This window comes from gamma proteobacterium SS-5 (assembly GCA_009497875.2).
Taxonomy (GTDB): domain Bacteria; phylum Pseudomonadota; class Gammaproteobacteria; order Chromatiales; family Chromatiaceae; genus Magnetovirga; species Magnetovirga frankeli.
This window is the reverse complement of the sequence record CP032508.2, coordinates 2,919,014-2,942,519: the sequence shown is the minus strand read 5'-3', so window position 1 is coordinate 2,942,519 and position 23,506 is coordinate 2,919,014. Positions and strand designations below refer to the sequence as shown.

Here is a 23,506-nt window from a genome sequence, read left to right as displayed (position 1 = left end):
GGTATGAGAGTGGTCGAGTACTTACCCGTCTTCGCTGGAATGACGGGTGAGTGGTTAATAGAGGCCTAACCCATTGAAAAAACTCTGTGGTCTCTGTGGCTTTGTGGCGTGACCGCCGAATCCAGGCACAAGCGCACGGCGGCTGGCCCTGACCCCCTTCGCGAGTTTTATTAAGCAGGCTAAGCAAACATGAGCAATGACACACTAACCGATGAAAACGGCGAGCCGGTAGGCGATGAATGGGCTGCGGCCATGGCCGAGCAGGCCGATGCCTCGGGCGACGAGCAGGCCCAGGCGGCGCAGTTTGCCGAACTGATGGACGAGAATACCGGCCATGAAGACATCAATATCAATGCCATCCTGGATGTACCGGTCACCATCGCCATGGAGATTGGCCGTACCAACATCAGTATCCGCAATCTGCTGCAACTGAACCAGGGCTCGGTGGTGGAGCTGGACCGCCTGGCCGGCGAGCCCCTGGATGTGATGGTCAACGGTACCCTGATCGCCAAGGGCGAGGTGGTGGTGGTGAACGAGAAATTCGGCATCCGCCTCACCGACGTCATCAGCCCCACCGAGCGGGTCAAGCAGTTGGGCCATGATTAGGTCGCTTGCGCTGTTTCTGCCAGTTCTGCCAGGTATCGCCGGGGCCGCCCAGGGGGGCGGCGAGGGGGTGACTGCGGTGCCGCCCATGACCACCCATGTCAGCTATGTGGAGGCCTTCGGTGGCCTGCTGCTGGTGCTGCTGCTGATCCTGGCCATGGGCTGGCTGGTCAAGCGCCTGGGCATCAGCCCGGCCCATCGGGGCGCGGTGCGGGTGGTGGGCGGCGTCTCCCTGGGCGGGCGCGAGCGCGCCCTGTTGCTGGAGGTAGAGGGGCAGCGGATCCTGGTTGGGGTGGCCCCCGGCCAGGTCCGCCGACTGCTACAGCTGCCCGAGGCCGACGCAGCCGAGGATCAGGGCCGGGCCGATGGCGCGGGCGGCTTCGCTACCCAGCTGAAACAACAGCTTGGGCAACAACTGAAACCTAAGAATGAGGCCAGACCGGGCTCAGGGGGTGACGGGCCAAGCGGGGTGCCGCCGCCGTGATGCCCTGGCTGCTGGCCCTGCTGGCGCTGATCCCGGTCGATGCCCTGGCGGCACCTGGCCTGGATGCCGTCACTGTGGTATCGAACCCGGATGGCAGTCAGTCCTATAGCCTGACCCTGCAGGTGCTGGTGTTCATGACCATCATCAGCGTGCTGCCCGGCCTGCTGTTGGTAACCACCTCCTTCACCCGTATCATCATAGTCCTGGCCCTGCTGCGCCAGGCCATGGGGGCGGGCACCACGCCCTCCAACCAGATCCTGTTGGGGCTGGCCCTGTTTCTCACCGCCTTTATCATGATGCCGGTGTTCGAGCGCATGCACGAGACTGCCATCGCCCCCTACCTGGAGGAAAAGATGAGCGCCGAACAGGCCTTCATCGAGGCGCAGAAACCCCTGCGTTCCTTCATGCTGGCGCAGATCCGGGAGGATGACCTGGCCATGTTCACCCGTCTGTCCGGGCGAGAGCAGCCCTACGCCTCCACCGAGGAGATCCCCATGACGGTGATGATGCCGTCTTTTCTTATCTCCGAGCTGAAGACCGCCTTTCAGATCGGCTTCATGCTGTTCATCCCCTTTCTGATCATCGACATAGTGGTCGCCAGCGTACTCATGTCCATGGGTATGATGATGCTCTCGCCGATGATCATCTCCCTGCCGTTCAAGATCATGCTGTTCGTGGTGATCGATGGCTGGTCCCTGGTGGCCTCCACCCTGGCCCGAAGTTTCGTCCCCTGAGGAGGCCGCGATGGACCCGGATATGGTGATTGACCTGGGGCAGAAGGCGATGGAGACGGTGGTCATGCTGTCCGTCCCCATCCTGTTGGCGGCACTGGTGGTTGGCCTGCTGGTGTCCATCTTTCAGGCTGCCACCCAGATCAACGAAATGACCCTGACCTTCGTCCCCAAGCTGGCGGTGGTGGGCTTTGTGCTGGCCGTGGCCGGCCCCTGGATGTTGCAGTTGCTGATGGACTTTTCCATTCAGCTGATCGATTCCATCCCTGAATTGATTCGATGATCCTGCTGGAGACACAGCTGGCCTCCTGGCTGGCGGATTTCTTCTGGCCTTTCATCCGCATTGGTGCCGTATTTGCCGCCGCCCCGGTGTTCAGCGCCAAGCAGGTCCAGGCCAGGCATCGTGTCATCCTGGCCCTGCTGGTGACCCTGGTGGCGGCACCGGTGTTGCCGAAAATGCCGATGGTGGAGGTGATGACACCGCAGTGGGTGCTGCTTATCGTACAGCAGTTGGCGATCGGCCTGATGATGGGCTTTATCCTGCAGATGGTGTTCGGTGCCCTGGTGTTCGGCGGCCAGATGATGGCCCTGAAGATGGGCCTGGGCTTTGCCACCATGGTCGATCCGGGCAGCGGCATGAACGCCCCGGTGGTGGCGCAGATCTTTCTGATCATGGCCACCCTGCTGTTTGTCGTCACCAATAGCCACCTGATCCTGATCCAGCTGGTGGTGGAGAGCTTTCACACCCTGCCGGTGGGGGCCAAGTTCGACTCCATCCATCTGTGGAACCTGGTTTCCTGGGCCAGCCGTATGTTTGCCGGCGGTCTGCTCATGTCCCTGCCCATCGTCGGCACCCTGCTGCTGGTCAACCTGGGCATGGGCATCATGGCCCGCGCCGCGCCCCAGTTCAATCTCTTCTCCATTGGCTTTGCCATCACCATACTGCTGGGCATCATCATCATCTGGATCAGCATGGCCAATATCATGACCGAGTTCCTGGACCTGCTGGACGAGGCCTTTGGCCTGGTGGCAGGCACTGTGGGGATAGAGCCCTGAGGGCAGAGGACAGAAGACAGAAGACAGAGGATTGAGGCGCTTCGCGCCAGGTTTATTGATCTGTCGCGCAGCGATGCAAAATTCTGTCCTCTGTCCTCCGTCCTCTGTCTTCTGTTTTCAGCCGCTGGATGCGCTCCTCTGTGGCCGGGTGGGTGGACAGGTAGCCCCCTGCCTTGTGCTGCTTCGACTGCCCTTCCAGGCGTTTCAGCATACCCGCAAGGTGCTCGGGCGAGAGGCCTTGGGCGCTGAGCCAATCGCGGGCAAAGCGATCGGCCTCGTACTCGAACTCGCGGGAATAGCCCAGTTGCAGCAGCATCAGGGGCAGGGCCCCGGCGAGGGAGGATATGTCCCCGGTCAGATAGGTCAGGATCAGCCCCAGGGCGGCGTTCTGCACCATCTGCCGCAGCCCGTGTCGGTGCACCACATGGCCCACCTCATGGGCCAGCACGGCGGCTAGCTCGTTATCATCCTGGGCCAGCCGGACCAGCTCATCGGTGATGATGATCAGCCCCGAGGGCAGCGCCAGGGCATTGGCACCCAGGGCCTTGCCGCCCTGGCGAAAGCGCAGCTCAAAGGTGAAGGCGTCCTGTTCGGCGAGGATGGGATCGAGCCGCTGCCGCAGCCGCGTCTGGGTCGCCTGGGGCAGGGCGCTGGGCCGTAGCAGGCGTTCATCCAGCTGTTTCAATACCTGGTTGCTGAGGCTGTCGGTCAGGCCCATGGGCATCTGCATGGCCACCACCCGCGCCGCCGCCGGCAGGCCGTGGACGGCCAGGCCCCAGAGCAGCAACAGGCTCAGCGCCAGGGCCAGGGCAACAAACCCCCAGCGGCTCTCCAGGCGATGCAACCAGTGGCCGGCGGGCGGGCCCCGCTGGGCGCGCAGCAGGCGATCCAGCCCAGGGTTATCGCGGGTCTCGAAGCGGCGACCATCGGCAAGGCCCAGATGGCGCGGGGTATTGCCCAGGCGGGTGCTGATCTGTAAATCGCTCAGGGCATGGCTGCTGTGGCCGTCGGCGCTGCGCAGGCGCACCCGGCCCGGGCCATCGGCGCTCAGGCTGGCGGGCTGGGCGGCGGAGCTGGCGTTTGCATACAGCTGGCCCTCTACCGGGTGCGGTGGGGGATTCATTCGCTGCCGATCCGGTTAAATGCCCAGGTCCAGATCGAAGGCCTCGCCGATCTCCTCGCCCAGGGCACCGGCGCGCTGCTCTTCGGCGGCGATAAAGCGTCCCAGCGAGCCCTTGGCCTTGAGGCTCAGGCACTGGGCGCGGTAGCGGGCCAGGCGCACCTTGGCCCAGGGCAGGGCCAGGCCCAGGCTGAGCAGGATCAGCAACAGGTTGCTGAAGTAGATCCAGGCCAGGCGCAGAAACTGCAAGCGGCTGTCAAAGCCAAAGCGCTCCACCCGCGTCTGGTTGTAGATCAGGTTACTGGTGTGGGCCGAGATATAGGCAAAGGCAAACAGATAGGCCACCAGGGTGAACACCGGCCCCACCAGGGGGATCAGCGCCAGCAGGGCACCCAGCAGGAACATGCCCAGGGCGACCAGGTAGATGCTGTAGAAGTTCTTGCCGGTGAAGCTGGGCTGAAGGCCGTGTACGCCGTAGCGGCTGTTCTCCAGCAGAAAGCGTTTTTGCTTGTACAGTACATAGGGGATGGCCAGGCCCAGGCTCAGGGCCCCGACCAGGGGCCAGAGCACAAAGGCCTTGAAGGCCCCGGCGTAGCCCCCATCGAAGCCGAAGCGGATATTGCGGTAGCGGCTGTGGTAGTTGCGAAAGGCCATGGAGCGGCACACCAGCCAGGGTAGGGCGATAAGAAAGCCCAGGCCCAGCACCGGCCCGAGCAGGGGTACCAGGTTTCCGATCAGGACATAGAGGGAGAGGATCAGCACGGCGATCAGGCGCCCCTTGAGGATGGCGATGGGGCTGGCCAGGTACTCGAAGCTGTGGCCGTCCAGTTCGGTGTTGCCATAGAAATAGCGGTGGTTGCGCACCTTGGCCCAGGCCGAGTAGATGCCCAGGGTGAGCAGGCTGAGCAGTATGTTGACGATCCAGATGCGGAAGTACTCGCCGCCCTGGCCATGAAAGCGGAAGGGCAGGCGGCGCGGCCGGTTGTCCTCGTCATCAAGCCCGTCCTCGCTGGCGGACGGGTCGGCAGGGGGCGGATCGCCATGGGGTTGGTGGGCAAAGGGCAGGGGCCGGGGCGCGGGTGCCGGGGTAGCCGCTTTCACTACGGTCTGACCGGGCATGGGGCGGATCTCGCTCAACATGCCAATGGCCTTGAGGCGTTTTTGGTATTTGCGCGCCAACTCCTGGCTGATGTCCTTTTTTACCGCCATGGGGGCCTGGTCAAACAGCACATCGGCCTGTTTGCGCGATAACTGAAAGAGCGCGCAGAACTGCTCTCTGACCTCCTCCGGGTCGCTGCCCTGGGTCAGATGGCCATTGAACACCAGCATATAGCCTTGGTTTGTCATGGTTTTAATCTCGGCGAGGGTGGCATGTCCTGGAGTGGGTCGCAGCAATCCCCCGGGCTCTGGGGCGACCAGGCATTATCCACGATGCCTGGGTCAATCCTAGCGGATAAGTTGATAGGGAGGCCAGCGAAAATGCGATTGGTTTTGGCTCACCGCACGGCATAGGGGGGCCGCGCCCGCCGCCAAGCCAGGGCACCGCGAGGGCCGCTTGCTGCTCGACCTGGCAGGGGCACTTGCAGCGCGATGGGCGATACCCGGTCAGATCGTCGGCAGATCCGGCCTCCCGGCTCAAGCCATGCACGGCGGGTCAAGCCGAGATAATGGCCGGGATACAGGGGTAATCAGGTAGGATTCGGCATACCCTGGGCCAAGCTGGCGCGATTCTTGTTAGGTCAGTGGCAGTGATGATCATTGTCGGAGCATTGGCCCATGGCCCAGGAAAACGCGGACGGCCAGGAAAAGACCGAAGACCCCTCGGGAAAACGCATCTCGGATGCCCGCAACAAGGGCCAGGTGGCGCGCTCCCGCGAGCTGAACAACGCCGCCATGGCGATGATCGGCGTGCTTACCCTGTGGGTCCTGCTGGACCACTTCGGCCAGGGCTTCTGGAAGGTCTCGCTGGCCAATTTTCAGATCGATCGGGCCGATATCTTCGATACCAAGGCGATGATGCGCCATTTCGTTGACGCCATCGTCGATGCCATGACCATGCTGACCCCCTTTTTCGCCGTCATGATCGTCATCGCCATTGTTTCCTCGGTGGCGCTGAGTGGTTTTATCTTCAGCACCGAGTCGATGAAACCCAAGTTCAGCAAGATCAATCCGATCACCGGCATGAAGCGCTTTGTCTCGCTCAAGTCCCTGGTCGAGTTGGGTAAGTCGCTGATCAAGTTCTTTCTCGTTGGCGGGGCCACGGTGGGCCTGCTCTATCTGACCATGGGCAAGTATCTGGCGCTGGTCACCATGGAGCTGGAACCGGCCATGGAAGAGATGTCCTGGATGCTGGGCTGGTCGGTGTTTCTGCTCTCCGCCACCCTGATCCTGGTGGCCCTGGTGGACGTGCCCTTTCAGGTGTGGGACCACAAGCGGCAGCTGAAGATGACCAAGCAGGAGGTCAAGGACGAGAACAAGCAGTCCGAGGGCGACCCTCAGGTGAAGGGCAAGATTCGCCAGAAGCAGCGCGAGGCGGCGATGCGCCGGATGATGGAGGCGGTACCCCAGGCCGATGTCATCGTCACCAACCCGACCCACTTTGCCGTGGCGTTGAAATACGATCAACTGCGTATGCGCGCCCCCCAGGTGGTGGCCAAGGGCGTGGATCGGGTGGCGCTGAATATCCGCAAGGTGGGGGCAGAGCACCATGTTCCCGTGATGGAGATCCCCATGCTCGCCCGTGCCCTGTATTACAACGCCGAGATTGGAGAGTACGTCCCGCAGGGGCTGTATCTGGCGGTGGCCAAGTTGCTGGCCTATGTGTACCAGTTGCGTACCGCCAGCGAGGTGCCGGTGCCACCGGATGACTACATGATTCCAGAGGAATACCGCACCGACCCGGTGGTCTGAGGGCTGAAGCGGGCACGCCCCGCCAAGCCGAGATAATGGCTGAGATACAGGGGTAATCGGGTAGATTGAACCTAAAAAGAGCATTTGGCCACAGAGCCACAGAGCACACAGAGAAAAATCAATGTGTTGGAAAGCACGCATTCAGCACCTTCTAGGTGAGCCTGGTCTGATAGCTAACCCGTTGAAACAACTCTGTGACCTCGGCTCTGGCTCCAGGCTTGGCTCTACCTCCTCCGTCGGGCCTACAGGGAGGTAGGTCATGCCAAACCGATGACTGGATCATCGGTGGCCCTGGAGTCGTCTGTGTCTCTGTGGCTTAACTGAGGAATATAGGTTGAACCCACTGCACCCTGAAATTTTTGACTTTTCTTCAGGATTCCGCCGCTAAGGCACCTTGTTAATTGACCCCAGGCATTTGAGAACAGGCTTTATGGACGCTACCGCGCTACTTGGCAACATCAAACAGATCCGGCCAGGCAATCTGGCGGGCTTAGGCACGCCATTGATGCTGGTGCTGCTGCTGGCGATGATGATCATCCCCCTGCCGCCGCTGGCCCTGGATATGATGTTCACCTTCAACATCACCCTATCGCTGGTGGTGATGCTGGTGGTGCTCTATGCGGTCCGGCCGCTGGAGTTTTCTGTGTTTCCCAGCCTGTTGCTGGTGGTGACCCTGTTTCGTCTGGCGCTGAATATCGCCTCTACCCGGGTGGTGCTGCTGGAGGGGCATGAGGGCGGCGATGCTGCGGGCAAGGTGATCGAGGCCTTCGGTGCCTTCGTCATCGGCGGCAACTTCGCCGTGGGTCTGGTGGTGTTCGCCATCCTCATCATCATCAACTTCGTGGTTATCACCAAGGGTGCCGGGCGTGTCTCCGAGGTCAGCGCCCGCTTCACCCTGGATGCCATGCCGGGCAAGCAGATGGCGATCGACGCCGATCTGAACACCGGCATGATCGACCACGAGGAGGCCCGCCGTCGGCGCGAAGAGATAGCCGCCGAGGCCGAGTTCTACGGCTCCATGGACGGTGCCAGCAAGTTCGTCCGCGGCGATGCCATGGCCGGCCTGCTGATCCTGGCGATCAATATCGTCGGCGGCCTGGCCATCGGTATGATCCAGCATGATCTGGACTTCAGCACCGCCCTGGAATACTACGTACTGCTCACCATAGGTGACGGTTTGGTGGCGCAGATCCCGGCCCTGCTGCTGTCCACCGCCACCGCCATCATCGTCACCCGGGTCAGTTCCAGTCAGGACAACCTGGGTGGCCAGGTGATGCATCAGCTGTTTACCGACCACCGCTCCTTGGCCATCAGCGGTGGCATCCTGGGTTTCATGGGGCTGATTCCCGGCATGCCCAATCTGGCCTTTTTGACCCTGGGCGGGATTGCCGGTGGTGGAGCCTGGCTGGTGAAGCGGCGCAACGAGGCGCAACAACTACAGGCAGCGGTGCCCGAGGCGAGCGAGAGCCAGCCCGAGATCAAGGAGCTGTCCTGGGACGATGTGCCGCCGGTGGACATCATCGGCCTGGAGGTAGGCTATCGCCTGATCCCTCTGGTGGACCGCAACCAGGGCGGCCAATTGATGAACCGGATCAAGGGGGTGCGCAAGAAACTCTCACAGGAGCTGGGTTTTCTGGTGCAGCCGGTACACATCCGCGATAACCTGGACCTGACCCCCATTGCCTACCGCATCACCCTGCACGGGGTGCCGGTGGCGGAGTCCGAGATCCAGCCCGACATGGTCATGGCGATCAATCCAGGCCAGGTCTTCGGCACCCTGCAGGGCATCACCACCCAGGACCCGGCGTTTGGTCTGGATGCGGTCTGGATCAACGAAAACCAGCGTGATCAGGCGCAGAGCTACGGCTACACCGTGGTGGATGCCGGTACCGTGGTGGCCACCCACTTAAGCGAGATCCTCAGCGCCCATGCCCATGAGTTGCTCGGCCACGAAGAGGTGCAGAAGCTGCTGGAGAACCTGGAGCGGGTGGCGCCCAAGCTGGTGGAAGACCTGGTACCCAAGACCCTGACCGTGGGCAAGATACTGAAGATTCTGCAGAACCTGCTGGCCGAGGGCGTGCCGATTCGGGATATGCGCAGCATTGCCGAGACCCTGGCCGAGCACGGTGCCACGATGCAGGATACCGGCGTGCTCACCGCCCAGGTGCGTATTGCCCTGTCCCGCTCCATAGTGCAGCAGATCGCAGGCCCGGTGGACGAGATCCCGGTCGCCGTGCTGGAGCCGGGGCTGGAGCAGATCCTGTTGCAGGGCATCCAGGGGGCCGATGGCACCGGCGCGGGCTTTGAGCCGGGTCTGGCGGAGCGGTTGCAGGAGTCGCTGATGCAGACGGCGCGGAACCAGGGGGCCACCGGCGAGGAGACGATCCTGTTGGTCGCTGCGGGGATTCGCCCCTGGATGGCACGATTCGTGAAACACAGCGTGGCGGGGATACACGTCCTCTCCTACAACGAGATCCCCGAGAACCGGCGGATCCGGGTCGTGGCAACCATAGGGCAACAGACCAACTGACAGGTATGACCGATGAACATCAAACGTTTTCAAGCAGCGGATATGCGCCAGGCACTGCAGCAGGTTCGGGAAGAGTTGGGCCCGGACGCAGTGATTCTCTCCAACCGCAAGGGCCCGGAGGGCATAGAGATCGTCGCCGCAGTGGATTTTGACGAGAGCGCCTTTGATCCGGCAGAGGGGCCGGACGAGGCGGACAACGCGCCCCAGGCCCGCTTTGCGAGCGACTTCCCGACCGATCAGGCCCAGGCCCCGGCGCGACCCCAGGTTTCGGCCCAGCACCAGGCCCAGCAACAACACCAGGCCCAGGCCCAGGGCGCAAACGCCCGCTCGGCAATCCCCCGGCCCGCAAGCGATGGCTATCGGCGGCCAGCGGCCCAGGCGGCGCGGTTGGCCTCGGTCAACAGCCCCAGACCGGCCCCGAGCCGTCCGGCCAAGGCCCAGGCGCAGTCTCGGCTCCAGGCCCAGGCCCAGCCCACCTATCAACGGCCCGTATCCAGACCAAGTGCCGGTTCTTCGGCACCGGTAAGTCAAATAAACGTCAAGCAGCCGTTGTCCGCCGGCCCCAGCGGTGGCCTGGATGGACAAACGGACGATCTGGCGAACAACCCCATCCTGCTGGAGATGCGGCGCGAGATGGAAAACATGCGGCGCATGATGCGCAACGAATTCTCCCTGCTCGGCTGGGACGAGATGGGGCGCAAGCAGCCCGAGGCGCAGGAGCTGTTTCGGCGGCTGATGTCGCTGGATCTCAGCGCCGACCTGTGCCACGGCCTGGCGCGCAAGGTGGAAGGGGTCGAAGAGCTGGAGAAATCCTGGCGCAAGGCCCTGGCCATACTCGCCGCCAGCCTGCCGGTATTCCAGGGTAATCTGATCGACGAGGGCGGTGTGGTGGCCCTGGTCGGCCCCACCGGGGTGGGCAAGACCACCACCATCGCCAAGCTGGCGGCGCGCTTTTGTCTGCGTCACGGCAATCGTCACCTGGGTCTGATCAGCGCCGACGGCTATCGGCTGGGCGGTCAGGATCAGCTGATCCAATACGCCCGCCTGCTGGACGTGCCGGTGCGCTCGGCCGCCACGGTCAAGGACCTGGAGATCGCCGTCAACGCCTTTGCTGACAAGCGCCTGATCCTGGTGGACACCACCGGCATGGGCCAGCGCGACGCCCGCCTGCAGGAACAACTGTCCCTGCTCGGCAGCGAGCGGCGGCCGGTGCGCAGCTTTCTCACCCTCTCCTCCAGCACCCAGCAGGCGGCGCTGGAGCAGGCCATCCTGGCCTTCAAGGCGGTCCGGCCGGAGGCCTGCGTCATCACCAAGGTGGATGAGGCGGCCTCTCTGGGCGGCGTCTTCTCCGCCCTGATCCGCCAGGGCCTGCCCCTGGCCTTTATTACCGATGGCCAGAAGGTGCCTGAGGACCTGCATCTGCCGCGTACCCAGGCGCTGGTCAACCGGGCGGTGAATATGAGCCAACAATACGCAATAGGACAGAGTGATCAGTTCGTGGCGCTCTCCCTGGCAGGGGGGCAAGCCGATGCTCGCGTCTGATACCGCCTATACTACTAAGCCAATCGATCAAGCTGAAGGGTTACGCCGCATGATGAATCCACAACCAGTCCGGGTACTGGCCGTTACCGGAGGCAAGGGCGGTGTCGGCAAGACCAATATCGCTGTCAACTTGGGGGTGGCCTTGTCCGAAGCCGGTCGCCGCGTGGTGCTGCTCGATGCCGACCTGGGGCTGGCCAACATCGATGTGGTGCTGGGGCTGCATCCCAAATATGATCTCTCCCACGTCCTGCGCGGCGAGCGCGACCTGGAGGAGGTGATCGTCGAAGGCCCATCCGGGCTGCGCGTGGTGCCCGGTGCCTCGGGGATTCAGGCCATGGCCGAGTTGAGCACCGCCGAGCACGCCGGCATCATCCATGCCTTCAGCGAGCTGGGCGGGGACCTGGATACCCTGATCGTGGATACCGCAGCGGGCATTTCGGATACGGTCATCAGCTTCAGCCGCGCGGCCCAGGAGATCCTGGTGGTGGTGTGCGACGAGCCGGCCTCGATCACCGATGCCTACGCCCTGATGAAGCTGCTCAACCGGGACTACGGGGTGGAGCGTTTTCGCATCCTCACCAACATGACGCGCGGGCCGCAGGAGGGTCAGGAGCTGTTCAGCAAGCTGTTTCGCGTCACCGACCGTTACCTGGACGTGATGCTGGTACATGCCGGCAGCATTCCCTACGATGATGCCCTGCGCAAGGCGGTCAAGTCACAGCGGCCGGTGGTCAACGCCGCGCCGCGCAGCCGCGCCGCGCAGGCCTTCAAGGCCCTGGCGCGCAAGGTGGATAACTGGCCCCTGCCCAACGGCGCCAATGGCCAGCTACAGTTTTTTGTGGAACGATTGATTCAATTTACCGGACAGGAGATGGGCTGAGATGAACGGCCTCAATGCATATCGGGAGACGGCGGCGGCCTCCTCCTCAGAGGCGCAGATGCTGCAATACGCACCCCTGGTGAAACGTATCGCCTATCATCTTCTGGCCCGGCTGCCGCCCAACGTGCTGCTGGAGGACCTGGTGCAGGTGGGCATGCTGGGCCTGATCGAGGCCTTTCGCAACTACGACTCCGAGCAGGGTGCCAGCTTTGAGACCTATGCCGGCATCCGCATCCGCGGGGCCATGCTCGACGAGATCCGGCGCAGCGATTGGACGCCGCGCTCGGTGCATCGCAAGTCGCGCGAGGTGGCCGAGGCCATCCGCCGGGTGGAAAACGCCAAGGGGCGCGATGCCAAGGACAGCGAGATCGCCGCCGAGCTGAATATCAGCATCGACGAATACCACCAGATTCTGCAAGATAGCGTCGGCTCCCGGGTGCTCAGCATCGACGAGATGGAGACCCTGGGCGTCACCGCCCCGAGCAGTCTGACCGAGACCCGGGCCGGTCCCGGCGACGGCCTGGAACGGGAGGGCTTCAAGCGGGCGCTGGCCCAGGCCATCACCCAGCTGCCGGAACGGGAGAAGCTGGTGATCGCCCTGTATTACGACGATGAATTGAATCTGCGTGAAATTGGCGAGGTGATCGGGGTGACCGAATCGCGGGTCTGTCAGATCCACAGTCAGGCCACATCGAGGTTGAGGGCCAAATTGGCCGATTGGTTGGGTGATAGCGGCAGTGCGCAACTCTACGCGCAGGCCACATGATTAAATTTTGGAGGTAGGCGTTGGATAAAAACATGAAGATTCTGGTGGTGGATGACTTCTCCACCATGCGCCGAATCATCAAGAACCTGCTGCGTGATCTGGGCTTCACCAATGTTCACGAGGCGGATGACGGCACCACGGCGTTGCCCATGCTCAAGTCCGGGCACTTTGATTTTCTGGTCAGCGACTGGAACATGCCGGGCATGACCGGCATCGACCTGCTCAAGGCGGTGCGTGCCGACCCGGAACTCAAGACCCTGCCGGTACTCATGGTCACCGCTGAATCCAAGCGTGAGCAGATCATCGAGGCGGCCCAGGCCGGGGTCAATGGCTATGTGGTCAAGCCCTTCACCGCGGTCACCCTGAAAGAGAAGATCGAGAAGATCTTTGAGCGCATCAAAAGCTGATGCCTGGCCGCCCGAGGCGGCTTGATGCAGGGTTGCAGGCGGCATAGCTGAGTTGATTTGCCACGATTGCGCTCAAAGCACAAGAAAAACTTTACTTTTTGCTCAACCGGCCGATGCTATGCATGGACGATAACAGGGTATAAAAACTGGGTTTAAACCATGAGTCTGGATACTGACGACGAAATCTTGCAGGACTTCCTGGTCGAAGCGGGGGAGATTCTCGAACAGCTCAACGAGCAGGTTGTGGATCTGGAGCAGCGGCCGGACGACTACGACCTGCTCAATGCGGTCTTCCGTGGATTTCATACCATCAAGGGTGGTGCCGGGTTTCTCAATATCCACCCCCTGGTGGAGGTGACCCACCGCGCCGAGGATGTGTTCAACATACTGCGCCAGGGACAGCGCCGCATCACCGCCGACCTGATGGACCCGCTGATGGAGGTGCTCGACGTGGTCAATGGCATGTTCGAACTGGTGCGCCAGGGCGAGATGCCGGAACACGCCAGCCCCGAGCTGTTGCAGAGCCTGACCGCCCTGACCCGGCCGGAGGAGGTGGCGCAGGCGCGGCCCGAGGAAGCGGCAGCCGAGCAGGCGGCAGAACCCCAGGCGGAACCGGCCCCAAGCCCTGAGGCCAGCACTGAGACCAGCACTGGGACCGCTGCCGACCCGGCCGCCGACATGATCGATGAGATGATCGGCAGCGAGGAACCGGCCCCGGCCGCCGCCGATTCCGATGAGATATCCGAGGACGAATTCGAGGCCCTGCTCGATCAGCTGCACGGCGAGGGCAGGTTCGACCCCAATGCCCTGAATGAGGCGGCGGACAGCGAGGCCCCGGCCAGCGATCAGTCTGCCCAGCCAGGGGCCACCAGCCCCGCCGGGGCGGACTCGGAAGACATCACCGAGGATGAATTCGAGGCCTTGCTCGACCAGTTGCATGGTCAGGGGCAGTTCAAGCCCGAGGTGGCGGTCAGCGGGGCGCAACCGGCCCAGCCAGAACCCATACAGCAAGAACCCACCCAATCCGAGCCGGTCCAGCCGGAAGCGGCCACCTCCGCTGGCGATGATGAGATCAGTGAAGATGAGTTCGAGGCCCTGCTCGATGAGCTGCACGGCAAGGGTCAATTCGGTGCCGGCCTGGAGGCGGAGTCGGCAGCCGCCGACACCGCCCCGGTGGCTGCGCCTTCTCAGCCCGAGCCCAAGGCCGAAGCTACGCCCAAACCCGAACCCAAACCCAAGCCTGAACCCAAGCCTGAACCCAAGCCTGAACCCAAACCCCAGGCCAAGGCCGAACCCGCCCAGCCCGCCCGGCAGGCCAAGCCGGCCCCGGCGGTCGGCAATGCCAAGCACAGCCCGGCCGCCAGCGGCGAGACCACGGTGCGGGTGGACACCGCGCGCCTGGACGAGATCATGAACATGGTCGGCGAGCTGGTGCTGGTGCGCAACCGCCTGCAGACCCTCAAGGCCAGTATTCAGGACGAGGACATGGTGCATGCGGTGGCCAACCTGGACGTGGTCACCTCGGACCTGCAACTGTCGGTGATGAAGACCCGCATGCAGCCGATCAAGAAGGTCTTCGGCCGCTTCCCCCGGGTGGTGCGCGACCTGGCCCGCAGCCTGAAGAAAGAGATTGAACTGACCCTGGTGGGGGAGGAGACCGACCTGGACAAAAACCTGGTGGAGGCCCTGGCCGATCCCCTGGTACACCTGGTGCGCAACGCCGTGGATCACGGCATCGAGATGCCCGACGAGCGCGAACAACTGGGCAAGCCGCGCAAGGGCGAGGTGGTGCTCTCGGCGGCGCAGGAGGGCGACCATATCATTCTTTCCATCCGCGACGACGGCAAGGGCATGAATGCCGAAGTCCTGCGGCGCAAGGCGGTGGAGAAGGGGCTGATGGACGAGGAGTCCGCCGCCCGCCTGGATGACAGGGACTGCTTCAACCTGATCTTCGCCCCCGGCTTTTCCACCAAGACCGAGATCTCCGATGTCTCCGGCCGAGGCGTCGGCATGGACGTGGTCAAGACCCGTATCGCCCAGATGAACGGCCAGGTGGAGATCGACTCGGCAGAGGGCAAGGGCTCCACCATCACCATCAAGCTGCCCCTGACCCTGGCCATACTGCCCACCCTGATGGTGGTGCTGGGGGAACAGCCCTTCGCCCTGCCCCTGTCCAGCGTGGTGGAGATCTTTAACCTGGACATGGGCCAGCGCAACGTGGTCGATGGACGGCAGACCATTATGGTGCGCAACCGCGCCCTGCCGCTGTTCTTCCTGCGCGAGTGGCTGATCCAGAATCAGGCCTTTGACTGCGGTGATTACGCCGGCGGTTCGGGCCATGTGGTGGTGGTCAACATGGGGGGCATCCAGGTGGGGCTGGTGGTGGATCACCTGATCGGTCAGGAAGAGGTGGTGATCAAGCCCCTGGGTCAGATGCTGCAAGGCATAGACGGTCTGGCCGGGGCCACCATCACCGGCGACGGCAAGATTGCCCTGATCCTCGACGTGCCTGGGCTGATGCGCAAATACGCGCAGCGGTTTTAGTTTCAATCTGGCGCGGTAGCAAGCGGTTGAATCCCATCAAGGAGCGTCCCGCCGAGCCCTCGGGCGCGGCAAGCAATAGTTAGGAGCCCCATGGCCGGCAGACTTCGTGTTCTCGTGGTGGATGATTCCGCCTTTTTCATCAAACGCATCAATGAGGCCCTGGCCGCCGATGCCCGCCTGGAGGTGGTGGGCTGCGCGCGGGATGGCATAGAGGCGGTGGAACAGGCGCGCCTGCTCAAACCCGATGCCATCACCATGGATATAGAGATGCCGAAGATGAACGGCATCGAGGCGGTACGGCGCATCATGGCCAATCGGCCAACCCCCATACTCATGTTCTCCGCCCTGACCTACGAGGGGGCCAAGGCGACACTGGAGGCCCTCGACGCCGGGGCGGTGGATTTTCTGCCCAAGCAGCTGAATTATGTCGCCAACGACCCCAGGGGTTGCGAGCTGTGCAAACGCATTGTCGCCATCAGTCAGCGCGCCCCAGGGGGGGCGCGCCCGGCCGAATTGGCCCGGCCGACCCCGGCCCCGGTCAAGCCCGAGCCGGTGCGGCCGGCGGCGGGCAACCGCGCCGAACAGATCCTGCTGATCGGTGCCTCCACCGGCGGACCCATCGCCCTGCAGAATATCCTCAGCCTGCTGCCGGCCAACTTTGCCGTGCCCACGGTGGTGGCCATCCACATGCCGGCCAACTTTACCCAGGCCTTTGCCGACCGGCTCAACGGCCTGTGCCAGATCCAGGTCAGACAGGCGGCGGATGGCGATACCCCCAGGGCCGGCAGCGTACTCATTGCCCCAGGTGGCATGCAATTACTGCTCGATGGCCGCCCCGGCCAGGGCCGGGTACAGATCCGGGAGAGCGCCAGCGGCCAGATCTTCCGCCCCAGCGTGGACGTGCTGTTTGGCTCGGCGGCGCGGGTCTATGGCAACAAGGCCCTGGGCCTGGTGCTCACCGGCATGGGGTCCGATGGCCTGCAAGGGGCGCGCCTGTTGAAGCAGGCCGGCTCCGGGCTGTGGTCGCAAGATGCCGCCAGTTGCGTGGTCTATGGCATGCCCCAGGCAGTGGAGAGCGCCGGTCTGTCGGATCGGGTGCTGCCGCTGAAGGATATCGCCAAGGCCCTGACCCAGCGTTTTGCCTGAGGGCCGATGAGGTGAACAGCGGCAACCCCATCGGACACACCCCCCAAGCCCGGCCCAGCCCGCCCAATGGGTGGTCGGCATGAAGGTCTGGGCGGTGGCCAATCAGAAGGGTGGGGTGGCCAAGACCACCACCACCGTCGCCCTGGGTGGGTTGCTGGCGGGCTGGGGCTTTCGCGTATTGCTGGTGGATATGGACCCGCACGGCTCCATGACCAGCTATTTCCGCTACGACCCGGACAACATCGACACCAGCGTCTATAACCTGTTCCAGGCCAATGCCGAGAAGCAGCCGCTCAGGGTGGAAAGCCTGATCTGCGACACCGGCACCGAGGGTCTGTCCCTGCTGCCCGCCTCCCTGGGTCAGGCGACCCTGGACCGCCAGGCCGGCAAGCTCAACGGCATGGGCCTGATCCTCAAGGGCGGGCTGAAACAGCTGGAGGATGAATACGACTATGTACTGATCGACTGCCCGCCCCTGCTCGGGGTGCTGCTGATCAATGCCCTGGCTGCCTGTGATCAGCTGATCATCCCGGTGCAGACCGAGTTTCTCGCCCTCAAGGGCCTCGATCGCATGACCCATACCCTGAAGATGGTGCTCAAGGCGCGTCATCGGCCACTGCCCTATCTGGTGGTGCCGAGCATGTATGACCAGCGCACCCGCGCCGCCCAGGACAGCCTCAAGGTATTGCGTCAAAATTACGCCGAACACCTCTGGCCCGGCGTCATCCCGGTGGATACCAAGCTGCGCGATGCCAGCAAATCGGGCCTGACTCCGGCCGAGTTCGCGCCTCGCTCCCGTGCCGTCATCGCCTACGGTGCCCTGCTGGAGTATCTGCTCAGACACACGGGTCAGGAGCTGGCCAGCGCCGAGCAAGATACTTAGGGGTCAACCTAAACAGGGGGTTCAGTCCCAGAGCCACAGGGCACGCAGAGAACAATCAAGGGGTTCCAGACTGAGTGATGAATACCTGTCAGGTGACGTCGGTTAATATACAACAATTTGAAAATAATAGATTATTTATTTGTCTTCAGGGTTTGATCGGCACCATTGGGATCAAGGCTCTGTTTCAGGTCGTCTCCGGTGAAGGCCTTGATTACTGGAAAAAATGCTTCGGGTACGTTATATTTCGCCTTCGTTTCGCCACAGAGTGTCCAGTCATCACCATGGAATCCACCCAGGACCAGGTCCTGATCGCACTGCGCCAGATCATGCGCGCGGTGGATCTCCACTCCCGCCAGCTGCTCCACAGCCACAAACTCACCGGCCCACAGGCCTTGATCCTGCGTGTTATCAAGCGGTCGGGCGAACTCACCCTGGGCCAGTTGGCGCGCAAGGTTAGCCTGAGCCCCGCTACCCTGAGCGATGTCATCAATCGCCTTGAGGCCAGAGGCCTGGCGCGTCGGGTCCGTTCCACCCAGGACAAGCGCCAGGTGCTGGTCAGTCTGACCCCGACCGGCCTGGAGTTGCTGGCCGAGGACGTGCCCCTGCTGCAGGACCGCTTTGTCGAACGCTTTTCCTGCCTGCAAGACTGGGAGCAGATGCTATTGTTGTCCTCCCTGCAGCGCATCGCCAGCATGATGGACGCCAGCGATATCGACGCCGCTCCGGTATTGAGCGCAGGCCCCCTGACCGCAGCCCCGCTTTACCCTGCTGATTGTCAGATCCATGACCAAAAAACGAGGGTAACCAAATGAATATAAATACAAAACCTATCAGTTATCGCAGGCCCGCCCTGGCAGATGGTGCCCGCGTCTGGCAGGCGATCAAGCAGGCCGGTACCCTGGACCTCAACTCCAGCTATCTCTACCTGCTGCTGTGTGACCAGTTTGCCGAGACCTGCATCCTCGCCGAGATGGAGGCGGAATTGGTCGGCTTCGTCACCGCCTTTCTGCGCCCGGACCGGCCCCGGACCCTGTTCGTCTGGCAGGTGGGGGTGCTACCCCAGGCCCGTGGCCGGGGGGTGGCCAAGACCATGCTGCAAGAGCTGACGCGGCGGTCGGCCTGCGCCGATCTGGAATGGATCGAGGCCACCGTCGGTCCCTCCAATCAGGCCTCGCGGGCCCTGTTCGCCGGGTTGGCGCGGGACCTCGGGGTGGAGCTGCATGAGCAGCCCTACATGGCCCAGGAACACTTTCCGCCAGGGGGCGGGCACGAGCCCGAACCCCTGCTGCGGCTGGGGCCGCTACCCCGATAAACTGAAAAAAGTTATCTAGCCAGGGAGTCAGAGGCGATTCCCGGTCCAATCAATTATCCACAACACAGGTACAAAGACATGCGCATTTTTGAAGAAATGGAATCCGAGGTCCGTGGTTATGTACGCTCCTTTCCGGCCATTTTCGACACGGCCAAGGGATCCTTTATCTACGACGATCAGGGTAACCGCTACATCGACCTCTTTGCCGGTGCCGGCACCCTCAACTACGGCCACAACAACCCCATCATCAGCCAGGCGATGATCGAATACCTGCAACGGGATGGCATTGTCCATGCCCTGGACAAGGCCACGGTGGCCAAAAAGAACTTCCTGCAGAAGTTCCATGACAGCATCCTCGCCCCGCGCAATCTCAACTACAAGATCCAATTTACCGGTCCCACCGGTACCAATGCGGTGGAGACGGCCCTGAAGCTGGCGCGCATGGTCAAGCGCCGTTCCAATGTCATCGCCTTCACCAATGGCTATCACGGCTTGACCATGGGTGCCCTGGCGGTGACCGGCAACGACTTCTACCGGGATGAATCCTACGGTGCGCGCAACAATGCCGACTCGGTGCCCTTCGATGGCTATCTGGGGCCGGAGGTCAACACCATCGATTATCTGCGCAAGTTCCTCACCGACGGCTCCTCGGGCATAGACCTGCCGGCGGCGATCATCGTCGAGACGGTACAGGGCGAGGGCGGCATCAATGTCGCCAGTTTCGAGTGGCTGCGGCAGCTGGCCGATCTCTGCCATGAATTTGACATTTTGCTGATTGTTGACGATATTCAGGTGGGCAACGGCCGTACCGGCAGCTTCTTCAGCTTTGAAGAGGCCGGCATCAAGCCGGACATGGTGTGCATGTCCAAGTCCATCGGCGGCGGCCTGCCCATGGCGATCCTGCTGATGCGCCCGGAGCTGGACCAATGGCAGCCGGGGGAGCACACCGGCACCTTCCGTGGCAACAATCTGGCCTTTGTCGCTTCCGCTCAGGCCCTGACTTACTGGGACAACGAGGACTTCGCCGACGAGATCCGCTACAAGGGACGCATCATGGAGGAAGAGCTGGGCAAGATTGTCGCCAAGTACCCGCAGCTGGAGATGGAGCTGCGTGGTCGCGGTATGATCTGGGGTCTGGACATCCCCCGCGCCAACTTTGCCGGCGAGGTATCCCGCGAGGCCTTTGCCAATTATCTGATCATCGAGCTGGCGGGCGCGGATGATAATGTGGTCAAATTCCTGCCGGCCCTGACCATCGAGGAGGAAGTCCTGCGTGAGGGTATGGGGATCATCGACAAGGTGATCGGCGAGTTGGTGGAAAGCAAGTCCCATTCCTTTCAGGAGGCCCTCTGATGCTGGTACGCACCCTGCAGGAGATCAGCGGCACCGAGCGCGAGGTACATGCCGAAAACGGTAACTGGATCAGCCGCCGCCTGGTGCTGGATGAGGACAAGGCGGGTTTTTCCTTTCATGAAACCCTGATCAAGGCGGGCACCCAGACCCATATCTGGTATAAACACCATATCGAGGCGGTGTATTGCGTGGCCGGCGACGGTGAGATCGAGGACCTGAAGACCGGTCAGATCCACCCGATCAGAGACGGCACCCTGTACCTGCTGAATGATCATGACGAACACCTGTTGCGCGGGGGCAGCGCCGACATGCGCCTGATCTGCGCCTTCACTCCGCCCATAATCGGACGGGAAATGCACGATGAGGACGGTGCCTACAGCCCCCATCCCCATCAGGCGGACTATGACAAGGCCCGTCGGGCCTGAAGCGGTGGCTTATGCGGGTAACCTGCCTTTGTTTCTCCCTGGACAATGAGCGTTACATCCACTCGGTGGACTGTATTCGCTCCATCATCACCTATCAGGAGCCCAATCCCCTGCCCGGCGGGCCGGCCGGGTCCCTGGGGATGCTGGACATCCGTGGCGGGGTATTGACCATTTTCTCTACCCGGGCATTGTTCGGCCTGCCGGAAAGCGAGCACCCGGAAGACAGCAAGATTGTTATCTTTGACACCTCAGGGGGCAGCTTTGGGCTACAGGTGGATGGGGTGGAGAACATCATCACCCTGGAGCTGGACCGGGTGGAGCACTCGGTTGACGGCGGCAACACGCCGATGATCACCGGTACCCTGGAGCACCAGGGCAGCCTGCTGATCCTGGTGGATTTCGAACACTGGATGGAGACCAACTTCGGTGCCGAGGACGGCGGCGCGTTCTAAGGGAGCAGGCCGTAACCTAAGCCGCCAAGAGATGTTTCATGTTCCGGGGTGGTGCTTCCCACTTCATGATCCTTAGGTTGGGCCTTGGGGGGAGAGGGCAATGGGTGAGTCCACCAACCCCTCGGCCACGTCCTCAAACCCCGGCGGTCGTTTGCCCGAGACCAGATAGGCGAAGGCAATGATCTCGGCGATGGCCCGGTACAGGTTCTCCGGCACCTCGTCGCCGACCGGGATCTGGGCCAGAATGCTGGCCATCTCCGGGTCCTGACGCAGGGGAATGCCATGTCGCTCGGCCTGCGCCAGGATCTGTCGGGCCAGTGCCTCACTGCCCTTGGCGGTGATGCGCGGGGCCGTGTTGCCGTCATACTGCAAGGCCACGGCGATCTCGTTGTCCCGGACCTGGTGATAGGTTCTGTTCATGCGGTTACCCTCAGCAGGGAATCTTCAGGGTTTGGCTGATCCTGGGACGGTTCCGGGATAGCGCCTGGATAGGCGCTCAGCTGGGCTACCTCCAGCCCTGCCTTGCGCAGGGATTGCTCCAGCTTGGGCATCAATTCCCCCAGCCGGTGCAGGGTGTCCTGCCATTGCGCCCAGAATACCACGGCGATCTTGTCCTGCTTCAGGTTGATGCGCACGTCCATCGGGCCGCTACTGTCGAAATCAAAATGCAGGTTGACCGTCCAATCCTCACCCTGTTCCTGCTGCTTGCGCTGCTTATCGCGCTGGATGCGGATCTCCAGGTCCTTGATCTTCTGCTGATCCAGCAGGGGCAGGGCCAGCTGCCAGGTCTGACGGTTTTCATCACTTTGCTGCAGGCTCCTCAACTGACGCACCTCCACCTTGGCCAAGGCCCCCTCGACGCTGCTGCGCAGCTGATTGAGCAGCTGTTGCTGACGCTCGGGCAGGGCCTGGGGCCTTTTCTCCCCCTGCTGCAGCAGGCGGTTGTACATCAGGGCGGCCAGATTGCTGGTGTGCAGGTCAGGGCCGCTGCGCAGTTGCGCCACCATGCGCAGCAGGGCCGATTTCAGGTCGGCCGGCGCGCTGCGTTTGCGCGCCAGGTTGGCCTCAAGAAACAGGCCGGAGTTGAGGATCAGGCTGCGCACCTGGCCCTCGCTGATCCGATCCGGGTCCAGCTGGTGGTTGGCCAGCAGTTCGATCAGGGGTTTCAGGTTCTGCGCCACATCCGTACCGGCCAGCTGTTGCATCAAGGGTTGGGCCGTGCCGACGGGTGCGGGGGCAGGGGAGGCCGATGGGCCAGCCTGTCCCGCCAGGGCTTGCAGCAGGCTGTTGAGGGTGGAGGCCGGGGTCGAGGCAGTGCCCCCGGTCGCTGGGCCCTGGGGTAGAGTCTGTGCCTGGGCTGGCGTCAGGGGAGCTGGGGTGGCCGATTGGGCCGGGGTTGCATTCTGGGCCGGGATGGAGAGCTGTTGAAAGAGCCGTTGCAGGCTGCCCTGCTGGTGCAGGAGTTGGCGCAGCAGTTGGTTCTCCGGGGCGCTCTGGCTGGCGAAGGAGATCACCTTCAGCTGTGGCCTGTTGTTCAGACTGAGCAGCTGCAGGCTGAGGCTATCGCCGGGATTGAGGCGGGGCAGGCTGGGCAGATTGGCCTTGAGTATCTGCTCGCCCAGTTGCAGGCGCAGGACGCCGTTGGCGTCTTGCTGTACAACCCGGGCATTGAGGATCTGGCCAATCTCCATCATCCTCGACAGGGCGCTGATGCCGGGTGCGGCGGCAGTGGCCTTGGCCAGCAGGCTGGCCTGGTTCAGGTTAATGGCGTTCTTGTCGCCGATCATCTCCATGAGCTTTCCCAGGGGTGTTTTGTCGGTGGCCTCGGTACCGCCCAGGCTCATCAGGCTCATGCGCAACAGAAAACGCTGGGTCTCCGGGGTGAGACGATGGAGCGCATTCTGCGTGTCGTTTTGAGTCTGGGCCTGAGTCTGAGTCGGGTTTTGCCCGGCGTCAAGCTTGGCATGAAATGGCTCTAGCAGGCGCAACAAAAGTTCACTGCTCAGCCGCGCCGGCTTCAGGTAGGTCAGCATCTCGGTCAACGCCTGGGTCTGCCTTGACCATAGCCTGTCCCGTAGCTGGGGGGGCAGATCTCCCTCGGCCAGGGGCCTGGCCTGGGTCTGCGCCGACCCCATCTCCGGCGGCGGCATGCGCGGGCCGGCCGAGAGGGACAGGGCAAGTTGCAGGGTTTGTAGTTCCATAACCTGCACATCGGCAGGAAGGGCCCAGACTGTAGCCAAATGCTCTTTTTAGGTTAATGGGTAGAGCATTGACCTCCCCCTTTGCAAAAGGGGGATTGAGGGGGGTCTGGCTGAAGAAATCCCCCCTACCCCCCCCTTTGCAAAGGGGGGGAATTAGATGC

At 62.7% G+C, this 23,506-nt stretch carries 23 protein-coding genes; 19 read left to right on the top strand and 4 right to left on the bottom strand.

Annotation, left to right across the window (positions count from 1 at the left end; all coding sequences use genetic code 11):
- Nucleotides 1–189: 189 nt before the first annotated feature.
- The 5 genes from fliN to fliR are packed head-to-tail and all read left to right on the top strand — an operon-like array spanning nucleotide 190 to nucleotide 2,874.
- Entirely contained in the window at nucleotides 190–606 is a 417-nt protein-coding gene (gene fliN / locus D5125_01640; GenBank protein ID QFY88282.1) for a flagellar motor switch protein FliN, read from the top strand.
- On the top strand, nucleotides 599–1,087 hold the full coding sequence (locus tag D5125_01635; GenBank protein ID QFY88281.1) for a flagellar biosynthetic protein FliO: 489 nt from the start codon (nucleotides 599–601) through the stop codon (nucleotides 1,085–1,087). The genes fliN and D5125_01635 overlap by 8 nt, the downstream gene beginning before the upstream one ends.
- Nucleotides 1,087–1,821 (top strand): flagellar type III secretion system pore protein FliP, encoded by a 735-nt coding sequence (gene fliP / locus D5125_01630; protein ID QFY88280.1) that lies wholly within the window; start codon nucleotides 1,087–1,089, stop codon nucleotides 1,819–1,821. Before D5125_01635 ends, fliP begins: the two co-directional genes overlap by 1 nt.
- A gap of 10 nt (nucleotides 1,822–1,831) precedes the next feature.
- Entirely contained in the window at nucleotides 1,832–2,101 is a 270-nt protein-coding gene (fliQ, locus tag D5125_01625; GenBank protein QFY88279.1) for a flagellar biosynthesis protein FliQ, read from the top strand.
- Nucleotides 2,098–2,874, top strand: coding sequence for a flagellar biosynthetic protein FliR (gene fliR, locus D5125_01620; GenBank protein QFY88278.1), 777 nt, complete (start codon nucleotides 2,098–2,100; stop codon nucleotides 2,872–2,874). The genes fliQ and fliR overlap by 4 nt, the downstream gene beginning before the upstream one ends.
- A 52-nt stretch (nucleotides 2,875–2,926) precedes the next feature.
- Here the strand turns inward: fliR and D5125_01615 are convergent, their stop codons facing one another.
- Together D5125_01615 and D5125_01610 are read right to left on the bottom strand one after the other, a co-directional pair.
- Nucleotides 2,927–3,997, bottom strand: coding sequence for a M48 family metallopeptidase (locus D5125_01615; GenBank protein ID QFY88277.1), 1,071 nt, complete (start codon nucleotides 3,995–3,997; stop codon nucleotides 2,927–2,929).
- Nucleotides 3,998–4,012: 15 nt separating this feature from the next.
- Entirely contained in the window at nucleotides 4,013–5,341 is a 1,329-nt protein-coding gene (locus tag D5125_01610) for a DUF898 domain-containing protein (GenBank protein ID QFY88276.1), read from the bottom strand.
- Nucleotides 5,342–5,770: 429 nt separating this feature from the next.
- On the opposite strand from D5125_01610, the gene flhB reads away from it, so the two are divergent.
- The 14 genes from flhB (at nucleotide 5,771) to D5125_01540 (ending at nucleotide 21,144) form a co-directional block, all read left to right on the top strand.
- On the top strand, nucleotides 5,771–6,904 hold the full coding sequence (flhB, locus tag D5125_01605; protein QFY88275.1) for a flagellar biosynthesis protein FlhB: 1,134 nt from the start codon (nucleotides 5,771–5,773) through the stop codon (nucleotides 6,902–6,904).
- A gap of 430 nt (nucleotides 6,905–7,334) precedes the next feature.
- On the top strand, nucleotides 7,335–9,434 hold the full coding sequence (flhA, locus tag D5125_01600; protein QFY88274.1) for a flagellar biosynthesis protein FlhA: 2,100 nt from the start codon (nucleotides 7,335–7,337) through the stop codon (nucleotides 9,432–9,434).
- Nucleotides 9,435–9,446: 12 nt separating this feature from the next.
- Nucleotides 9,447–10,976: a flagellar biosynthesis protein FlhF gene (gene flhF / locus D5125_01595; protein ID QFY88273.1), complete on the top strand. Its 1,530-nt coding sequence runs from the start codon at nucleotides 9,447–9,449 to the stop codon at nucleotides 10,974–10,976.
- Between the two features lie 49 nt (nucleotides 10,977–11,025).
- A complete protein-coding gene (locus D5125_01590) occupies nucleotides 11,026–11,856 on the top strand; it encodes a MinD/ParA family protein (protein ID QFY88272.1) in 831 nt (276 codons plus the stop codon).
- A 1-nt stretch (nucleotide 11,857) separates the two neighbouring features.
- On the top strand, nucleotides 11,858–12,622 hold the full coding sequence (locus D5125_01585) for an RNA polymerase sigma factor FliA (GenBank protein QFY88271.1): 765 nt from the start codon (nucleotides 11,858–11,860) through the stop codon (nucleotides 12,620–12,622).
- 20 nt (nucleotides 12,623–12,642) lie between these two features.
- Nucleotides 12,643–13,029 carry a chemotaxis response regulator CheY gene (gene cheY / locus D5125_01580; GenBank protein ID QFY88270.1) on the top strand — a complete coding sequence of 129 codons (387 nt, stop codon included), beginning with the start codon at nucleotides 12,643–12,645 and terminating at the stop codon, nucleotides 13,027–13,029.
- A gap of 159 nt (nucleotides 13,030–13,188) precedes the next feature.
- The gene (locus D5125_01575) at nucleotides 13,189–15,573 is read left to right on the top strand and encodes a chemotaxis protein CheA (GenBank protein ID QFY88269.1); all 2,385 of its coding nucleotides are present in this window, start codon (nucleotides 13,189–13,191) and stop codon (nucleotides 15,571–15,573) included.
- Nucleotides 15,574–15,663: 90 nt separating this feature from the next.
- Nucleotides 15,664–16,719 carry a chemotaxis response regulator protein-glutamate methylesterase gene (locus D5125_01570; protein ID QFY88268.1) on the top strand — a complete coding sequence of 352 codons (1,056 nt, stop codon included), beginning with the start codon at nucleotides 15,664–15,666 and terminating at the stop codon, nucleotides 16,717–16,719.
- Between the two features lie 79 nt (nucleotides 16,720–16,798).
- Nucleotides 16,799–17,602 (top strand): ParA family protein, encoded by an 804-nt coding sequence (locus D5125_01565; protein ID QFY88267.1) that lies wholly within the window; start codon nucleotides 16,799–16,801, stop codon nucleotides 17,600–17,602.
- Nucleotides 17,603–17,883: 281 nt separating this feature from the next.
- Nucleotides 17,884–18,414 carry a MarR family transcriptional regulator gene (locus D5125_01560; GenBank protein ID QFY91028.1) on the top strand — a complete coding sequence of 177 codons (531 nt, stop codon included), beginning with the start codon at nucleotides 17,884–17,886 and terminating at the stop codon, nucleotides 18,412–18,414.
- On the top strand, nucleotides 18,411–18,914 hold the full coding sequence (gene ectA, locus D5125_01555) for a diaminobutyrate acetyltransferase (GenBank protein QFY88266.1): 504 nt from the start codon (nucleotides 18,411–18,413) through the stop codon (nucleotides 18,912–18,914). The genes D5125_01560 and ectA overlap by 4 nt, the downstream gene beginning before the upstream one ends.
- A gap of 78 nt (nucleotides 18,915–18,992) precedes the next feature.
- Nucleotides 18,993–20,267, top strand: a complete 1,275-nt coding sequence (ectB, locus tag D5125_01550; GenBank protein ID QFY88265.1) for a diaminobutyrate--2-oxoglutarate transaminase — start codon at nucleotides 18,993–18,995, stop codon at nucleotides 20,265–20,267.
- The gene (locus D5125_01545; GenBank protein ID QFY88264.1) at nucleotides 20,267–20,692 is read left to right on the top strand and encodes an ectoine synthase; all 426 of its coding nucleotides are present in this window, start codon (nucleotides 20,267–20,269) and stop codon (nucleotides 20,690–20,692) included. Before ectB ends, D5125_01545 begins: the two co-directional genes overlap by 1 nt.
- Nucleotides 20,693–20,703: 11 nt before the next feature.
- Complete coding sequence (locus tag D5125_01540; protein ID QFY88263.1) at nucleotides 20,704–21,144, top strand: chemotaxis protein CheW; 441 nt, start codon at nucleotides 20,704–20,706, stop codon at nucleotides 21,142–21,144.
- A 72-nt stretch (nucleotides 21,145–21,216) separates the two neighbouring features.
- Here the strand turns inward: D5125_01540 and D5125_01535 are convergent, their stop codons facing one another.
- Both D5125_01535 and D5125_01530 read right to left on the bottom strand, forming a co-directional pair.
- Nucleotides 21,217–21,564 carry an EscU/YscU/HrcU family type III secretion system export apparatus switch protein gene (locus D5125_01535; GenBank protein QFY88262.1) on the bottom strand — a complete coding sequence of 116 codons (348 nt, stop codon included), beginning with the start codon at nucleotides 21,562–21,564 and terminating at the stop codon, nucleotides 21,217–21,219.
- Nucleotides 21,561–23,345 carry a flagellar hook-length control protein FliK gene (locus D5125_01530; protein ID QFY88261.1) on the bottom strand — a complete coding sequence of 595 codons (1,785 nt, stop codon included), beginning with the start codon at nucleotides 23,343–23,345 and terminating at the stop codon, nucleotides 21,561–21,563. Before D5125_01530 ends, D5125_01535 begins: the two co-directional genes overlap by 4 nt.
- Between the last annotated feature and the right edge of the window lie 161 nt (nucleotides 23,346–23,506).

Bases quoted from the DNA above. Each gene is read 5' to 3' on its own strand.
- fliN (QFY88282.1), top strand. From the start codon at position 190: ATGAGCAATGACACACTAACCGATGAAAACGGCGAGCCGGTAGGCGAT.
- D5125_01635 (QFY88281.1), top strand. From the start codon at position 599: ATGATTAGGTCGCTTGCGCTGTTTCTGCCAGTTCTGCCAGGTATCGCC.
- fliP (QFY88280.1), top strand. From the start codon at position 1,087: ATGCCCTGGCTGCTGGCCCTGCTGGCGCTGATCCCGGTCGATGCCCTG.
- fliQ (QFY88279.1), top strand. From the start codon at position 1,832: ATGGACCCGGATATGGTGATTGACCTGGGGCAGAAGGCGATGGAGACG.
- fliR (QFY88278.1), top strand. From the start codon at position 2,098: ATGATCCTGCTGGAGACACAGCTGGCCTCCTGGCTGGCGGATTTCTTC.
- D5125_01615 (QFY88277.1), bottom strand. From the start codon at position 3,997: ATGAATCCCCCACCGCACCCGGTAGAGGGCCAGCTGTATGCAAACGCC.
- D5125_01610 (QFY88276.1), bottom strand. From the start codon at position 5,341: ATGACAAACCAAGGCTATATGCTGGTGTTCAATGGCCATCTGACCCAG.
- flhB (QFY88275.1), top strand. From the start codon at position 5,771: ATGGCCCAGGAAAACGCGGACGGCCAGGAAAAGACCGAAGACCCCTCG.
- flhA (QFY88274.1), top strand. From the start codon at position 7,335: ATGGACGCTACCGCGCTACTTGGCAACATCAAACAGATCCGGCCAGGC.
- flhF (QFY88273.1), top strand. From the start codon at position 9,447: ATGAACATCAAACGTTTTCAAGCAGCGGATATGCGCCAGGCACTGCAG.
- D5125_01590 (QFY88272.1), top strand. From the start codon at position 11,026: ATGATGAATCCACAACCAGTCCGGGTACTGGCCGTTACCGGAGGCAAG.
- D5125_01585 (QFY88271.1), top strand. From the start codon at position 11,858: ATGAACGGCCTCAATGCATATCGGGAGACGGCGGCGGCCTCCTCCTCA.
- D5125_01575 (QFY88269.1), top strand. From the start codon at position 13,189: ATGAGTCTGGATACTGACGACGAAATCTTGCAGGACTTCCTGGTCGAA.
- D5125_01570 (QFY88268.1), top strand. From the start codon at position 15,664: ATGGCCGGCAGACTTCGTGTTCTCGTGGTGGATGATTCCGCCTTTTTC.
- D5125_01565 (QFY88267.1), top strand. From the start codon at position 16,799: ATGAAGGTCTGGGCGGTGGCCAATCAGAAGGGTGGGGTGGCCAAGACC.
- D5125_01560 (QFY91028.1), top strand. From the start codon at position 17,884: ATGGAATCCACCCAGGACCAGGTCCTGATCGCACTGCGCCAGATCATG.
- ectA (QFY88266.1), top strand. From the start codon at position 18,411: ATGAATATAAATACAAAACCTATCAGTTATCGCAGGCCCGCCCTGGCA.
- ectB (QFY88265.1), top strand. From the start codon at position 18,993: ATGCGCATTTTTGAAGAAATGGAATCCGAGGTCCGTGGTTATGTACGC.
- D5125_01545 (QFY88264.1), top strand. From the start codon at position 20,267: ATGCTGGTACGCACCCTGCAGGAGATCAGCGGCACCGAGCGCGAGGTA.
- D5125_01540 (QFY88263.1), top strand. From the start codon at position 20,704: ATGCGGGTAACCTGCCTTTGTTTCTCCCTGGACAATGAGCGTTACATC.
- D5125_01535 (QFY88262.1), bottom strand. From the start codon at position 21,564: ATGAACAGAACCTATCACCAGGTCCGGGACAACGAGATCGCCGTGGCC.
- D5125_01530 (QFY88261.1), bottom strand. From the start codon at position 23,345: ATGGAACTACAAACCCTGCAACTTGCCCTGTCCCTCTCGGCCGGCCCG.